The sequence below is a fragment of the Rhodocytophaga aerolata genome (assembly GCF_030503435.1).
GTDB lineage: Bacteria > Bacteroidota > Bacteroidia > Cytophagales > 172606-1 > Rhodocytophaga > Rhodocytophaga aerolata.
Genome location: NZ_JAUKPO010000013.1, coordinates 1 through 16,011, shown reverse-complemented (window position 1 = coordinate 16,011; position 16,011 = coordinate 1). Strand labels below are relative to the sequence as shown.

The window sequence follows — 16,011 nt, the reverse complement described above, 5'->3', positions numbered from 1 at the left end:
AACCTAATACTGATAAGCTCGTATAGACAGAAAATAAATTACCTAAACAATATTTTTTATGGCTAAATTAAAAAACTTAGATGACTTGCTAGAGCACTCTATTAAAGACTTATACAGTGCTGAAAAACAAGCTCTGGAGGCTTTGCCTAAAATGGCAAAAAAAGCAAATGACCCTCAGTTAAAAAAAGCATTTGAAACCCATTTACAAGAAACAGAACAGCAAAAAAGCCGGCTGGAACAAATATTCCAACTAATGGGTATGCCTACAAGCCGGATGAAATGCGAAGCTATGGAGGGTTTAATTAAAGAGAGTGAAGAAATGATAGATGAGAATGCAACTCCTGAAGTAAAAGATGCCGGACTAATTGCATCTGCACAGAAGATGGAACATTATGAAATTTCCGGCTATGGTACTGCAGCTCATTTCGCACAACGCCTGGGCAAGAACGACATTTATAAACTTTTGGAACAGACGTTAAACGAAGAGCAGAAAACAGACACCCTTCTGAATAATCTGGCAAAAGGCTACATCAACCAGAAGGCAATGCCTGGCAGCGCCAAAAATACCTAGGTAATTAAGGTACTTCACAATAAAAAGAGGCTATTTTGTAGCCTCTTTTTATTGTAACTTATAACTCATAAGTATATGGCAATCTATTATTGATCGTAATTTAATTGTTGGTTGTGTCAACAGAAGCAGTAAAGCCAGGCGTTAGCAGCAATTTTTCATCAATCATCTCCAGAATTGAAGCGTCCACTGTTGTGTCAAATTTGCGGGCAAAAAGCTTACTGGATTGCATTAATTCTTCCAGATGCTGAGAAGTCAATAAGACAGGATTCAATCCTCCTTTTTCGCTCCACTTGCTGAAAATCATATTATTATTAACCATCTTACTGGCAAAATACGGATGATTCATTGCTGCCGTAACCAGATACATTTCGTCCGCACAAAAAGCATATTGCATATACTTATTGAAATGAGGGTGCTGGTCGTAAAAGTTTATTAAATACTCAGCAAATTCGAATGTAATAATACCAAAAGTAGCTCCGAAATATGGCCTGAACCCATCAGGAAATTCGCGTTTAACAATTTTCCTTAAAAGGAACTTAATCTTGTTTGAAACAAGGCTTCTCAAACTGGTAGCATCTGGGTTTGGTTCTCCGGGGAGTAATAGATACTTCCGGCTATTGAGTCTCCAATAAAAAGAATCAATCCGGTGATGTTGTGGCCGTGTAGTTACCCTATCGTTCACCGGATGTACATACGGCTTGTTTTCACCCATATCTGGCGTAATTTCAAAATGCCTGTAGAATATTTTTTGTGGATGGCTTTCCAAAAACCGTTTGATTTCTGTATTGCTCTTGATAGGATAATCCTGGCCGCTTAGAATAACGGCATGATCATATTTTATATCCAGCGACTTCGCTTTTTTCAAACTATTAACAACTACCTCCATTAAAGAAAAGTGTCCCCAGGCAGTTTTAATTCTGTCTAAAAAAAACACGTGTAGATTACTTTGGAATTTATCTCTCAGCACAGCAAACTCTTCGTTGCTGGATAATTTATTGTAGTGGAGAATTACATAATGTTCATTGGCACTAAGGGTTTCTACTAATTTTATGACTTGAGAAGGCTCTTTATGGGCAAGAATAATATACAGTATCTTCATAAGGGATTATTGTCTTGGTAAGATATTCAAATGCCCCAAGGACAACATTAAAATCATATTAAAATTAGATTAAAAAAGGAAGCTATTGGAAAGTTTAGTGAAGTGTAAGAGCTACTATAATAAATTCAACTTTTAAAAATTGCTTGCCGTATACTAGACACATATACTATTTACGATACAAAATGATTGCATGGGATAAGCCAAAATTTGCAGTTTTTAAATTGCATTTATTTTTGAAACAAAGTTGTTATTACTCGTATTCTCTGACAATATTTACGTACTTTTTCTCTAGAATCCGTATGATTTAAAGCTCACAAAGGTTGGGCCAACAGAGAAAAGATTGCATAAATAACTATTCTGATTGCTACGTAACATAAAGCCTTAACCCTGATAGAGCGTTCAGTGTGATGCCAGTATATTTCTGAAGACGTAGCAAGCTACATGTAACCTAAAGCAGAATCTATTCTTTAAAATGAGTCAGAGTTTAACAGCAAAAACCCTAAATGGCGTAAAATGGACTTCTATTGCTACAGTATCTAATTCTGTTATGCAGATTGGCTATTCGGCAATAATGGCTCGTTTGCTAGGTCCTACTGAATTTGGTTTGGTAGCTATGTCTGCGGTAATTTTACGTTTTGGTGGTTACTTTGCCAACATGGGGATGGCACAGGCGATTATCCAAAAAAAAGATCTGTCAACAGAAGATATACGTGCTGCTTTTACCTCCGGCTTGCTCTTAGGCGGCTTTTTCTTTGCCCTTATCTGGGTACTGGCTCCTTTTTCTATCCTCGTATTTGACAACGCCAAAGTTATTGAAGTGGTCAGGATTATGGCCGTAAGCTTTTTAATTGGCGGGTTTGCTTCTACTTCAAACAGTCTGTTGCGGCGGCAAATGGAATTTAAAGTGCTGTCAATTGCAGAAACTTGTTCATACATCGTTGCTTACCTGGGAATAGGGATTGTACTGGCCTACGTTGGCTTCGGGGTATGGAGTTTGGTACTGGCCACGTTGAGCCAGTCAATAATTATGGCCATTATCTCTTATTCGTATGTCAGACACAACATTCAGTTGTTATTTAGCTGGCAGCAATACAAACCCTTGTTTGCGTATGGTAGCAAGATGTCGTTTATCAGTTTTCTGGAGTTTTTGTACAGCAATATGGATACCTTGTTAATAGGCCACTTTCTGGGATCAAGCAAACTAGGTATTTATAACCGGGCCTATAATTTAATTTACTTACCGCTCTATTTTCTAACAACCAGTCTGGCTAAAGTTATTTTTCCTTCGTTCAGCAAAATACAGCTTGACCGTGAAAAACTTACTACCATTTATCTGTCCAGTATCACAATTATTGCCACAGTATTAATTCCGGCCAGTGTAGGAGTAATTATTTCAGGCAGAGAATTGGTGTTGATATTATTAGGAGACAAATGGACTGAAAGCATTCCAATTCTTCAGATTATTTGTATTGCTATTCCACTAAGCTTGATTACCATGTTTGCGGGTATAGTTTGCGATGCCACAGCCAGCCTCAAAAAAAAGATAATTCTGAATGTCATCTATATCCAGATAATATTGGTGCTTTTCTACTTTCTGAGAGACTACGGATTGAAAGGCTTTGCTTCAGCCATTGCCACAGGAGAAGTCATCAAAACGTTTATGTACATGTACTTAATGCGGCAGATATTGTTGGTTAATTATAAACAACTCTTTGGCAGCTATATTCCGGGAATTATTAATGGTGTAGTGGTTGGAGGTATTTTGTATCTGGTTACTTCTTCGCTTCGCTCTGCAGAGTCTCCCCTTTGGTTAATATTCAGTTGCCAGGTGATTACTGGAGTACTTATATTACTACTGCTGATTCTCATTATTCCGCACCCTGTTCTTAAACAGGAGATAGCCAGCTTACTAATTAAATTCAATTTGACGAACAGCAAATATTATGAGCGGGTTATTCTGCCTTACCTTACTTTTCTGAATATCAAAGAAAAAAAACCACATTAACCTGTCTCAAACTTTTACAGCTATGAAAATATTGATTGTTTCCTATATGATTCCTGAAGCCCCCAGCGGGGTAAGTGTTCATTATATGAATCTCGCTAAAAGTCTGGAGCGTGCCGGTCATCAGGTACAAACGCTTAGTGTGGCAGATGCTCAACCGATTATCCGGAAAACCTCGACAGCTGCATCGAAAATACTATCGCTGTTTGGAGGGTTGGGAAAAGAACTAGCAAGAGAAAGTCAAAACTTTATCCGGATATATACAGCGGTTCGTCAGCTGATTCGCAAAAAAGATTTTGATATTATCAATGCCCAGGATTTAGGAAGTGCCTATGCTGCAAAACTGGCATCCAACGGACGCATACCTGTTTTACTTACTTGCCACTTCAACGATGATCCGGCCACTGAAACTATTAAACGCAGGAATTTAACTGGCCTGGCAGTCACTTTTACCCAAAAGTGGCATCAGCATCTTTTCAAAGCCATTACCTATTACAATGGTGTTTCTTCCTACGTAATCAAACGTTCCAGGCACTTATTCAACATTGATGCCATTGTAGAAATCATACATAATGGTGTAGATTTTAAAGCGGTTCAGCGTACGTCGCCCTTATCTGTTTTACATTCGCAGTATCCTGGAAAATATGTACTTATGAACATCGGACACCTGGAAAAACGAAAAAATCAGGATTTGTTTCTGGAAGCTGCCTATTACTTAAAGAAGCAAAGAAGTGATTTCGTATGTGCTATGGTAGGCAATGGGGAAGATTATGCGTACCTGCAAGACCAAATTCAGAAACGAGACTTAGCAGATTGTGTAGTTATGTTAGGTCATCATGAAGATGTCATTCCCGTATTGAAATCGGCTGATATATACATGCATACCGCTTTGAATGAGAATTGCCCACTCGTTCTCCTAGAAGCCATTGCTTCTAGCGTGCCGGTGTTTGCTTTAGCTGTAGGTGGTATTCCCGAATTACTTAAACAAAAAGAAGCTTTGTTTTCTCAGGGTATTACAGCTGAATTTCTGGCAGATAAGCTTTCTGCTGCCTTAGATGATGAACAGTTCAGAGCCAAACTCCAACATCTTCAGTATGATGATGGCTTGAAAGGATTCGATATTTATAGAATGACACACAAATACCTGGCATATTATCAACGGATTATCAGACACTTTGAAGAGCAGAAAATTAGCGGAAATGCTACACTAAAAACAACAGATGCGAATGAAATTTCTACCCATAAACCTGTACCTAATAACTAATTAACAAACATGATAAATATTGCAATAGATGCCTTTAGACTGGTTGGTAATCCCTATAGCAGCCATGCCATCTACATCTATGAACTGGTAAAATCTTTATTAAAAAATGATGAGATAACTCATATCTATTTGATCATACCAACCAAGCCCCATGATCATCATATGTACGACGAGCTGGCTGCGCAGCCGAAAGTTACATTCGTGACACCCAATAAAAAATATATTATCCAACGATTTATTCATGAAGTAAGGTGGATTCAGCTGGGTGTGGTTGAAGCCTTAAAAAAAATTTCTGCGCCTGTTCAATACCTCATTTGCCAGTATCATCAATGCCCGTTGCGGGTAAGCCGGCAGATAAAAGTGATAACGATTGTGCATGATCTGTGCGGACTAAACACGTTTTTTTATCCCCGTCTTAAAAAAGGATTGTACCGGCATTATACAAACTTCTTGGTTTCGCTGGTCCGGACAGATTTGTTCATCCCCATATCTGAATTTACTAAGTCGGAACTCATACGTATTTTTCCTTCTTCCAAGTCACGGGTGTCAAAGGTTGTACACAACAATCTGTCCATTGAAACAGTATCGGATCAGTTGATGCTGGAAACATTGGAAAAATATGACTTACAAGCTCAAAATTATTTTTTCGTTTTTGGAAACAACAACCTGAGAAAAGGATTCGATCTGGCCATTGCTGCATACAAAATATATAAAAGCCGGGGTGGCAAAGCCAAGTTTTTGACAATGGCCCCATCAGGCGAAGTGGAAGCTATCCGCAAAACACTGGATGATGTAGAGGTACCAGATGTAGTACTGGTAGCCGGTATCAGCAACGAAGAACGGGATGCTTTGTATAAAGGGGCTGCCGCGTTGCTCTTTCCAAGCCGTTGCGAAGGATTTGGCTATCCGGTATTGGAAGCGATGATGCAGGGCTGCCCTCCTATTGCCTGGGTCAATAGCCCGGCACTTGAAATAACAAACTGCCGAGAACTTTTGCTCCAGACACTTGACCTGAACGAGATAGTAGAAAGTATGTTTACCTATGATACTATTTCTGAAACCGACAGAAAACAGTTATCGGCTAAGTTAATTAAGCGGGCAAAAGAGTTCACGGACTTCGACTTTGGTAAAAAGTTTTATGAATCTATGGTTGGTATGCACTAAATTAGTAAACGATGAAAGTTACATTTGGAAAATACGAACTCAGTTTTAAATATTATTATCTGCTGGCTCTTATTCTGATTATGCTGACAGATAGCCTTCTGTATGAGCTTGTTTTCGGAGAAAAACATGGGGATGAAGGATCAGCATCTACAGAAATAGTTCCTGTTGAAAAATACCTCATACTCCTGGCCTGTGCCCTAAGCATGGTATTTATCAACAGATTAAATTCTTTTACCAGAAACTGGGTCATTTTCATTTTCGCATTACTAGTTATCTACATGCTGGAGTCGTACTATACCTATTACTCCTTTATGATGTACCCGCACGTTTTTGCAAAAGTCATGATTTATTTCCTGATCCCTTTTGCCTTTCTTGCTTACAAAGATCCTAAACCAGAACTTCTGCTCTATACGGCCTATTTTATTATTGTTATATTTTTTGTCCACCTGATTCTTTATAAAACAGAAGTACTCAGCCTGCAATCGTTTGTTGATACTAACCGTGGGTTTACGGCACAATCAACGTACTTTATTTTGCTTCCTGGCATTTTCTTTTTGAATGTTTATTTGCGAGACAGAAAAATGGTCTACCTAATATTATTCATGGTTATCATGTTTTTTATTCTTTACCTTCAGCACCGGACTGTATGGTTGTCTACCTTATTTGCCCTTTCACTTAATTTTTTGTTAATCCGAAAAGCTGATTTCAGTTTTCCGCTAAGTGCTTTTACACCATTTATTGTTATTCCACTGGTGGCTGGGTTCCTGCTTTTTTCTTTTGTATTGTCTACCAACCCAGAAGTAGTAGACAAATTTGTTGAACGGATAGAAGATATACAAAATGTAGAATCGCAAGGAACTGGTAATTGGCGCCTGGAGCAGTTTAAGTCTTACTGGCCCTATATTGAAGACAACTTAGCCCTTGGCATGCGGTTAAAAGGGTTCGAATTACCCATTCAGTTTTATCATGCAGAAGCTGGCATTGCCTTTTTTGATGACGGCACAGGCCACCATTTCCACAGTTTTTATGTTGACCGGATGTTTTATTTTGGTTTACTTGGACTTGTAATGGTTTTGCCTCTGGTGTTTTATTTTGTAAACAAGACCCGGCAAAAATACACCCTCACCGCCGAGCAGTTAACCTTAGTAACTTATGTCGCCAGCGGTTTAGTGTTTGGCATATCCTATAACCTGCCAGGCTTTTATTTCGGCATTGTTGGTATAGCCATTAGTTACATACATCAGACTTATATACTGGAGCCAGAAGAAAAAACATATGCTATATATAGTAATTCCGGTATTTAACAGGAAACAGTTTACGCGTGAATGCCTGTTATCTCTCCGAAAACAAACCAATACACACTTTAAGGTTATTGTAGTAGATGATGGCTCAACTGACGGAACCGGACAGATGTTGAAAGTTGAATTTCCAGAAGTTACAGTCATTGAGGGAAATGGCCATTTGTTCTGGACTGCTGCTACCAATCTGGGGGTTCGACATGCAGTAGATCAAGGTGCTTCGCATATAATGACACTAAATAACGATACGGTAGCCACCCCTGATTTTATAGAAAAAATGTATTTCTGGGGCACCAGGAAGCCAGATGCATTACTAGGAGCATTGGCTATTGATTCTGCTACCCTAAAGCCAGTCTATGGAGGTGAAACCATCAACTGGTTTCTGAACTCCTATCAATCTTTATTAAAAAAAATACCGGTAAACCAGCAAACAGGTATACATAAAGTTACTCACTTTCCAGGCCGGGGTTTATGGATTCCTAAGAGGGTATTTGATACCATCGGATTATTTGATGAAAAAAAGTTTCCTCACTACTATGCCGATTACGATTTTACCTACTCAGCTCTACGGGCAGGATTTGAAATCTATTGTAATTATGATGCTAAACTCCTAACCTATCCGGCTGAAAGCGGTGAACGGAAACTTCGTCAGAAGAAAAGCTTTTCTAATTATTATAACCACCTATTTGGCATCCGGGGCGGAGGTAATCTGGTAAACTTCACGAATTTTACTTTAAAAAATTGTCCACCTTATTATATTCCATTCGTCCTGGCAAATGGCTACATTCGTAGAGTGTTTGGGTACTTACTTAAGTAAATAAATGGACGTAATATTAAATTGAAATTTAGTCAACTATTTTTTATACGTATAACAAAACAGCTAACTATCGTATTAATTTTTTTTTAATATAAAATTAATCCAAGTACTATCGTATTGAATTATCGCCTATATTAACTTACAAAATAATCCTTTTTTATGAAAGCAGTAATATTAGCTGGTGGCTATGGAACACGCATCAGCGAAGAAAGTGGTGTGCGTCCCAAGCCAATGGTAGAAATAGGTGGAAAACCTATTTTATGGCACATTATGAAAATTTATTCGCATCATGGCATTAATGATTTTATTATCTGCTGCGGATACAAAAGCCATGTTATTAAAGAATACTTCGCCAACTATTTCCTGCATATGTCAGATGTCACCTTTGATATGCGGCATAATAAAATGGAAGTCCACAATAATAAAACCGAACCATGGGTGGTTACGCTGGTAGAAACCGGAGAAGGCACCATGACTGGCGGCCGGATAAAACGGGTAAAAGAATATATTGGCAATGAAGCTTTCTGCCTAACGTATGGGGATGGCGTAAGCAATATAGATATCCGCCGTTCCATTGAGTTTCATAAAAGTCAAAATACCCTGGCTACTCTTACGGCAGTGCAACAACCTGGCCGCTTTGGTGCCTTTAATCTGAAAGGCGACGAAGCCATTATTGCTGCCTTCAAAGAAAAACCTCAGGATGATACCACCCCCTGGATTAACGGAGGTTATTTTGTATTGGAACCCAAAGTGCTCGACTATATTACTGATGATTCGACCGTGTGGGAAAGAGAACCGCTGGAACAACTAGCCGCTAGCGGCAACCTTTCTGCCTATAAACATACAGGTTTCTGGCAACCTATGGACACTCTTCGTGACAAGGTAGTGCTGGAGGAAATGTGGCAGCAACATAAAGCTCCATGGAAAGTCTGGTAATACACCAAATACTGCCAAACCTGGTAAGTATCTTTTTTACATAAAATTTACCTGCCATTGAATCTATTTATGCTATTGATAACGTATCCTATAACTTACTATACACACACAATATAACTGCCTTTACTTTATGAAAATACTTATCACCGGCAATATGGGTTACGTCGGACCCGGCGTAGTAAACCTGTTGCGTAAAAAATATCCTGAGGCTATCCTGATTGGTTTTGATATGGGATATTTTGCCAATTCGTTAACCAATGCCGACTTTTTTCCTGAAAGCAAACTCGATCAGCAGCTTTTTGGTGATGTCAGACATATTCCTACTAAGTTACTGGAAGGAGTGACAGCCATTGTGCATCTGGCAGCTATTTCCAACGATCCAATGGGTAATAAGTTTGAAGAAGTAACTTTAGATGTAAATTACCGCTCCAGCGTAGAACTCGCCCGGAAAGCCAAAGAAGCTGGCGTGCATTCTTTTGTATTTGCTTCCAGTTGTAGTATGTATGGCGCTGCAGAAGATAAACCCAAAACAGAAGATTCTTCTTTAAACCCACTGACTGCGTATGCCAAATCCAAAGTATATACCGAACAAGGCTTAGCCCCTCTTGCTGACGATCAGTTCACGGTAACTTGCCTGCGTTTTGCTACAGCCTGCGGAATGAGCAACCGGCTAAGATTAGATTTAGTATTGAATGACTTTGTCGCCGGTGCGGTAGCCAATAAGCAAATTACCATTTTAAGTGACGGTAGTCCATGGAGACCCTTAATCAATGTAAAAGATATGGCCATTGCCATTGATTGGGGTATACACCGGGAGGCTTCTAATGGAGGCAACTTCCTGGCCATTAATGTAGGAAGCAATGAATGGAATTATCAGGTAAAAGATCTGGCTCAGGCTGTGGCGCAGGTTATGCCAGATGTCAAAATTTCTATTAACCAGGATGCTCCTCCCGACAAACGGTCGTACCGGGTTAGCTTTGATCTATATAAAAAATTAGCGCCCGATCACCAGCCTGTTTGCGATTTACTATCCACTATTCAAGAATTAAAGGATAATCTGGAAGCTATGAATTTCAAAGATAAAGATTTCCGCAACTCTCAGTTAATGCGCCTGAAAGTGCTTAATTATCTTCAGGAAAAAGAATTAATTACTGAAAAACTAGAATGGACAAATAAGTAAACCTTTCATTTTACCTACCTGAACATATGATTTTTACAGAAACGGCTTTACAAGGAGCTTTTATATTAGAAGTAAAACAATTAGAAGATGAACGTGGATTTTTTGGCCGTACCTGGTGCAAAAAAGAAATGGAAGATCATGGGCTCAATGGCAATGTAGTACAGGCCAACATGTCTTACAACAAGAAAAAAGGAACCGTCCGTGGGATGCATTTTCAACATTCTCCCTATGCAGAAACCAAACTTATCCGCTGTACCAGAGGTGCTATTTATGATGTCATTATCGATCTTCGGAAAGACTCCCCTACGTATAAGCAATGGATAGGCGTAGAACTCACCGAACAAAACCATAAGATGCTCTATGTTCCTGAGAATTTTGCCCATGGTTTTATTACACTGGAAGATGATACAGAAGTAGCATACCAGGTAACTCAATATTATACACCCGGAGCGGAAGGAGGTATACGTTGGAACGATCCTTCTTTCAACATTCAATGGCCTGTGCCAGTAGATCTGGTTTCAGACAAAGACAAAAACCATCCTGATTACACTGCCTAACCCCGTACCATTCACTCTCAACTTATTTTTACTTGTATGTTATTTATTATAGACAAAGCACTCGAAAAAAGACAAAAAGAAGGTAATCCTATCCGGGTAGGTTTGGTAGGTGCAGGATTTATGGCCAGAGGCATTGCCTTACAACTCTGCCAGTATGTGCCCGGCATGAAACTGGTAGCTATCTCTAACCGTCATCTGGAGGGAGCAAAAAGGGCGTATGCAGAGGCTGGTGTAACCGATTTCTCCGTCGTAGAAACTGTTTCACAATTGGAAGATAGCATTTCCCGCGATACGTATGCTGTAACAGACAATGCCTTGTTGCTCTGCCAGGCTAAAGGAATTGATGCGATTATAGAAGTTACGGGTGCTATTGAGTTTGGCGCTCAGGTAATTATGAAAGCCATAGAGCATAAAAAGCATGTAATTATGATGAATGCTGAAGTAGATGGCACGGTTGGCCCTATTCTGAAAGTATATGCAGACAAAGCAGGTGTTATTTTAACAGGAGCCGATGGCGATCAACCAGGGGTGATGATGAATTTGTACCGGTTTGTAAAATCAATTGGTGTAAAGCCAGTATTGTGCGGCAATATAAAAGGCTTGCACGATCCTTATCGTAATCCAACAACGCAAGAAGGCTTTGCAAAGAAATGGGGGCAGAATCCAAGTATGGTTACGTCTTTTGCCGATGGTACCAAAATTTCTTTCGAAAATGCTATTGTGGCTAATGGTACTGGCATGCGGGTAGCTAAACGTGGAATGTTTGGTCCTACTGTTCCTTCTGGTACTCCTATAGAGCAAACTGCCAATCTTTACCCATTGGAAGCACTAACCCAGGGTCCTGGTATTGTCGATTATGTTGTGGGTGCTGTGCCTGGGCCTGGAGTATTTGTATTAGGTACGCATGACAATCCTACGATGCAGCATTACTTAAATCTGTATAAATTAGGCCAAGGACCATTGTATTGCTTCTATACCCCTTATCATCTTTGCCATTTCGAAGTACACCACACCATCGCCAGAGCTGTGTTATTTGGCGATGCTACACTGGCTCCAATTGCAGGCCCTTGCGTAGATGTTGTTGCTGCAGCTAAAATTGATCTGAAAGCTGGCGAAAGTATTGATGGTTTAGGTGAATATATGACCTATGGCTTGGCTGAAAATCATGAAACTGTGAGAGCTGAAAATCTGCTTCCCATTGGTTTAGCCGAGGGCTGCCGGTTAAAACGGGATATACCAAAAGACCAAGTGCTTACCTATGATGATGTTATATTGCCAGAAGGTAGATTATGCGACAAATTAAGAGAAGAACAGAACATGTACTTTTCTCATGCTGAATCAGAAATAGTTAATTAACGGTAGGATTATATCCGAGATTTTTTCAAAAGCAGCTACTTGTAATCATCAAGTAGCTGCTTTTTTTGGTAGTTATCTTTTATGAAGTCATATTTGGAAGAGTCTGTGTTAGTAACACGAGCAGGTAGCCTGAAAATACATAGAATACACCTTTTTTATCGAATAACTTCCGTTAACCAAGTTGAATCAAATTTACTAATCTTAGTGCCAGGGGCATCAATTTTCGTGGTTCAAACAATCTAATTACTACAATTTCTAACTCAAATGTTTGCTTATAGTATAGCAATGGGTTAAATCAATCTGTAATTAGATAAAAACAGTATTTAAAAATGGCCTTTCTTGCTATTCTTGGCTTAACTAAACATCCTTTTTAGTATAACTCTAAAGAGAAATACAGAAACCTAGAAGGGTTAAATATTTTTATGACCAACATTAAATATATCAAATAATTTTTGATAGTTGATTAGTAATATTTTGCAATAAAAAGTCTTAAATTTAGTCATCAATCCCTCTTATTATATATTCTAATAGTTAGTAAAGTATTGGAATATTCCATTTTAATTTTCAAAGCAAGTTGTATCTATTGTAGACATAACTTGAGTGAAGAAAAATAATTATGCTCATTTTATTGGATAAATAGAGTTTCTCAATAAAGTATAAATTAGTACCGACTTACACATGAAACCATTTATGTGAGTGGATTAATTTGTAGTTTGCAACTACTATTAAATGTCTTTCATAGTAAATCGCTTTTAAGGATACATTTTAAGTGATTTTTTTACATAAAATGTATGGAGAGAACCGTTGACATCCATTAGGAAATTTCATCCATTTTTATGTAAAGTGAAGCTTTATTAAATAGTATTACGTTAATACCACCAGAACTTAAAATTGATAAATTCGGCTATTATGAGAATTTTACTGATACATAATAAATATCAGCAAAAAGGCGGAGAAAACGTTGTTTTTGAGGCTGAATGTGAATTGCTTAAAAAAAATGGCCATACTGTACAAAAAGTCCTGTTTGATAATTATATCATTCAAAGTGGTTGGGATAAATTTTTAGCAGGAGTTAAAAGTCTGTATAATTTTGAGAGTGCACATGTGTTAGAAACAGCCATCAGGAAGTTTAATCCGGATGTAATGCATGTACATAATATTTTTCCCATTGCATCTCCGGCTGTTTTTTACGTAGCCGACAAACATAATATACCCATAGTAGCCACTTTGCATAATTATAGATTAATTTGTCCGAGTGCTACCCTTTTTCATGATGGAAAAATATATGAAAAAAGCATCCATTCCATTTTTCCCCTCGATGCAATAGTTCAGGCAGTGTACCGGAATTCAAGGATTCAAACAGCTTCCGCAGTTTTAATGACTGGAGTTCATAAGTTACTTGGAACATGGAAAAATAAAGTAGACCAGTATATTGTGCTTACTGAGTTTGCTAAAAATAAATTTTTAGAATCCTGCCTGGGTGTTCCTGGAGAAAAAATGGTTGTAAAACCTAATTTTACAGCAGATTTAGGGTCAGGCCATTATCCACGTGAAGACTTTTTTCTGTTCATTGGAAGATTAACCGAAGAAAAAGGCATTAGAACCATACTGGAATGTGCCAAACTAAGTAAGGCGAATATCAAAATCATTGGAGATGGGCCGTTACGGGAGGAGGTCCAGAAAGAAGCAGCTCTCCATACAAACATTCAATATCTTGGATTTCAGGATAAAGAAACTATTGCTGATATCCTAAAACGAGCAAAAGCCCTGCTGTTTGCTTCTCTATGGTATGAAGGTTTTCCGATGACCATTCTTGAGGCTTTTGCATCAGGTACTCCGGTTATTTGTTCCAACTTAGGGGGGCCGGGTGAGATTGTGGAAAACAATATATCTGGCCTGCATTTTACACCAGGAGATGCAAAAGACTTGGCACAGAAAATGCTTACACTCTCCCTTGATAAATCATTAGTGTCCTTACTTGGCAAAGGAGCAAGACAGGTTTTTTTAGAAAAATATTCCGAAGAATCTAATTATCAAACTCTCCTGAACCTATATATAGAAGTTATAAGATTAAAAAACCAACCTATTCAAGAGCTTAATATATACAATCAATAAGTAATAGATCTAGTGCAGCTCATGTAAACTTTCATAGGCTTTACGATGAGATAAGCCTTTTTTATGCACTGGCTTCAGTAACTTTTTATAAATATTACACACTAGCCTGGTTAATCTATTGATTGTAAGTGCTTACTAATGAAGCTATTTTGAAGATCAGTATCTGCAAGTTGTTAGAAGTTAAATTGATGAAGTATAAATATACGGATGCCTATAATCGAGTAAGGCTCCTATTTTTGGATGAATACTTACTGTAAATAAGCGGTTTGTTAAGCCATGTAATGTTAGACATCACTTGCTTCAGGTATACCCCACTCATTCCCCTTTGTTAGCCTATCAGGTAAATGAATGTATGTAAAAAATGGCAAAAAGCTAACGTATTTAAAAGTCAGTATGTAGAAAAGGTAACCGCTTGTCTTTCACAACTGATGTAACAGACCAGTAAAACAAATTACTTATTAATCATAAATGCACCGGATTGCCTATATCATTGCCCAATGATATAAGGACATTGCAATTTTGGTTTCTGCACAACCTATTAAATAGCTATCTCCCCTAGCCTTAGTATTACACATCAAATTATCCTCTGTATTCTTCTATTGCATTTGTCTCTGCTTAGTTAATAATTTCATATTATCTCACGTGTATTAATCAAGTAGGTTTTTGGAAAGTAGAAAAATGGTAAATGCAGTTCTTTGCATGAAACACTTTTTGCAATGGAGAGGAATTTACAATACTTGGTTTATGCAGCTTTTGTTTGGCTTAGCCTAAATATCGTATCTTCTTTACAAGCTCAGACACGCCTGGGCTTACATGTAACCAAGGAAGAACTCACCATCTGGCGCCAACGGGCTGCCTCTGGCCCCTACAAAACCCGCTCCGATGTCTCCGAAAACTCTCCCGACGATTGGAACCGGATCGAGAAAAATGCAGAAGCCTTCAAGGCATCGCCTGCTTCCTTCCGATGGGGGGGGCCTACCTTACTTGAGGGTTCTGGTGCAGTTAAAACTGGTGGTGGCGACGATGTGCGGTTACAGAATGAACCCAATGGCAAAGCCCTGGCTCATCATATCCGCGATGCGGCTTTTGTAGCTTTAGTCGATGAGAACCGCTCGGACCGCAAACAACTCAAGCAAGCCGTCAAAGCCGAACTGTTGCAGGCCACCTCTATCCGCTCCCTGGACTTTACTAACCGCACTTTCTGGCCTACTACACGATTTCGTGATCTTAATCCCTTGTTCCAGACGATGAACTGGTTCAACAATTACCTGTTTGCCTATGATTATATTGACATCTCCGATGATCTAACTGGGGAAAACACCTTTAGCAGCGAAGAACGCAAACGTATCGATAACTGGCTGCTGGCTGCCGCTGAGTTTGCTCAACACGAACAGGATTGGGATATCAACCGCAACTTCACTAACCGCAGTTCCTCCTCGGCTGATGCCGCCTACACCCCTGCCCGCAAATGGTCGCCTTCCCAACGGGGTGGAACTGACCTGCTCACTCACTACTCGGCTTCCGGACCGGGTCATACGGTCTATGGCATCATGCAAACCTTCAACAACCGCCGCATGGCTTGCTACCGCTATGCGGCTTTGGTGGGCATCAAACTAGGCAAGACACAGCTGGTGGAATCGGCCAAACGTTAT

At 39.0% G+C, this 16,011-nt stretch carries 13 protein-coding genes; 12 read left to right on the top strand and 1 reads right to left on the bottom strand.

The window, feature by feature from the left end:
* The first annotated feature begins 58 nt into the window (after nucleotides 1–58).
* Nucleotides 59–571, top strand: coding sequence for a YciE/YciF ferroxidase family protein (locus tag Q0590_RS20265; RefSeq protein ID WP_302039425.1), 513 nt, complete (start codon nucleotides 59–61; stop codon nucleotides 569–571).
* Between the two features lie 100 nt (nucleotides 572–671).
* Here the strand turns inward: Q0590_RS20265 and Q0590_RS20260 are convergent, their stop codons facing one another.
* The gene (locus tag Q0590_RS20260; protein WP_302039424.1) at nucleotides 672–1,670 is read right to left on the bottom strand and encodes a beta-1,6-N-acetylglucosaminyltransferase; all 999 of its coding nucleotides are present in this window, start codon (nucleotides 1,668–1,670) and stop codon (nucleotides 672–674) included.
* A gap of 472 nt (nucleotides 1,671–2,142) precedes the next feature.
* Here Q0590_RS20260 and Q0590_RS20255 point away from each other — a divergent pair, with 472 nt between their 5' ends.
* The 11 genes from Q0590_RS20255 to Q0590_RS20205 form a co-directional block, all read left to right on the top strand.
* Complete coding sequence (locus Q0590_RS20255; protein WP_302039423.1) at nucleotides 2,143–3,675, top strand: lipopolysaccharide biosynthesis protein; 1,533 nt, start codon at nucleotides 2,143–2,145, stop codon at nucleotides 3,673–3,675.
* A gap of 22 nt (nucleotides 3,676–3,697) precedes the next feature.
* Entirely contained in the window at nucleotides 3,698–4,936 is a 1,239-nt protein-coding gene (locus Q0590_RS20250) for a glycosyltransferase family 4 protein (protein WP_302039422.1), read from the top strand.
* Between the two features lie 9 nt (nucleotides 4,937–4,945).
* Entirely contained in the window at nucleotides 4,946–6,100 is a 1,155-nt protein-coding gene (locus Q0590_RS20245) for a glycosyltransferase (RefSeq protein WP_302039421.1), read from the top strand.
* A gap of 11 nt (nucleotides 6,101–6,111) precedes the next feature.
* Nucleotides 6,112–7,404 (top strand): O-antigen ligase family protein, encoded by a 1,293-nt coding sequence (locus Q0590_RS20240; protein ID WP_302039420.1) that lies wholly within the window; start codon nucleotides 6,112–6,114, stop codon nucleotides 7,402–7,404.
* Nucleotides 7,376–8,215, top strand: a complete 840-nt coding sequence (locus tag Q0590_RS20235) for a glycosyltransferase family 2 protein (RefSeq protein WP_302039419.1) — start codon at nucleotides 7,376–7,378, stop codon at nucleotides 8,213–8,215. The genes Q0590_RS20240 and Q0590_RS20235 overlap by 29 nt, the downstream gene beginning before the upstream one ends.
* A gap of 159 nt (nucleotides 8,216–8,374) precedes the next feature.
* Nucleotides 8,375–9,151, top strand: a complete 777-nt coding sequence (rfbF, locus tag Q0590_RS20230; protein ID WP_302039418.1) for a glucose-1-phosphate cytidylyltransferase — start codon at nucleotides 8,375–8,377, stop codon at nucleotides 9,149–9,151.
* 130 nt (nucleotides 9,152–9,281) lie between these two features.
* Complete coding sequence (locus Q0590_RS20225; protein WP_302039417.1) at nucleotides 9,282–10,331, top strand: NAD-dependent epimerase/dehydratase family protein; 1,050 nt, start codon at nucleotides 9,282–9,284, stop codon at nucleotides 10,329–10,331.
* Between the two features lie 26 nt (nucleotides 10,332–10,357).
* Nucleotides 10,358–10,888 (top strand): dTDP-4-dehydrorhamnose 3,5-epimerase, encoded by a 531-nt coding sequence (gene rfbC, locus Q0590_RS20220; protein WP_302039416.1) that lies wholly within the window; start codon nucleotides 10,358–10,360, stop codon nucleotides 10,886–10,888.
* A gap of 36 nt (nucleotides 10,889–10,924) precedes the next feature.
* Nucleotides 10,925–12,244, top strand: coding sequence for an NAD(P)H-dependent oxidoreductase (locus Q0590_RS20215; RefSeq protein WP_302039415.1), 1,320 nt, complete (start codon nucleotides 10,925–10,927; stop codon nucleotides 12,242–12,244).
* 891 nt (nucleotides 12,245–13,135) lie between these two features.
* A complete protein-coding gene (locus Q0590_RS20210) occupies nucleotides 13,136–14,359 on the top strand; it encodes a glycosyltransferase family 4 protein (RefSeq protein ID WP_302039414.1) in 1,224 nt (407 codons plus the stop codon).
* 716 nt (nucleotides 14,360–15,075) lie between these two features.
* Nucleotides 15,076–16,011, top strand: a 936-nt coding sequence (locus Q0590_RS20205; protein ID WP_302039413.1) for a hypothetical protein, incomplete at its 3' end; no start/stop codon positions are given.

Coding starts and splice junctions, on each gene's coding strand:
- Q0590_RS20265 (WP_302039425.1), top strand. CDS start 59: ATGGCTAAATTAAAAAACTTAGATGACTTGCTAGAGCACTCTATTAAA.
- Q0590_RS20260 (WP_302039424.1), bottom strand. CDS start 1,670: ATGAAGATACTGTATATTATTCTTGCCCATAAAGAGCCTTCTCAAGTC.
- Q0590_RS20255 (WP_302039423.1), top strand. CDS start 2,143: ATGAGTCAGAGTTTAACAGCAAAAACCCTAAATGGCGTAAAATGGACT.
- Q0590_RS20250 (WP_302039422.1), top strand. CDS start 3,698: ATGAAAATATTGATTGTTTCCTATATGATTCCTGAAGCCCCCAGCGGG.
- Q0590_RS20245 (WP_302039421.1), top strand. CDS start 4,946: ATGATAAATATTGCAATAGATGCCTTTAGACTGGTTGGTAATCCCTAT.
- Q0590_RS20240 (WP_302039420.1), top strand. CDS start 6,112: ATGAAAGTTACATTTGGAAAATACGAACTCAGTTTTAAATATTATTAT.
- Q0590_RS20235 (WP_302039419.1), top strand. CDS start 7,376: ATGCTATATATAGTAATTCCGGTATTTAACAGGAAACAGTTTACGCGT.
- rfbF (WP_302039418.1), top strand. CDS start 8,375: ATGAAAGCAGTAATATTAGCTGGTGGCTATGGAACACGCATCAGCGAA.
- Q0590_RS20225 (WP_302039417.1), top strand. CDS start 9,282: ATGAAAATACTTATCACCGGCAATATGGGTTACGTCGGACCCGGCGTA.
- rfbC (WP_302039416.1), top strand. CDS start 10,358: ATGATTTTTACAGAAACGGCTTTACAAGGAGCTTTTATATTAGAAGTA.
- Q0590_RS20215 (WP_302039415.1), top strand. CDS start 10,925: ATGTTATTTATTATAGACAAAGCACTCGAAAAAAGACAAAAAGAAGGT.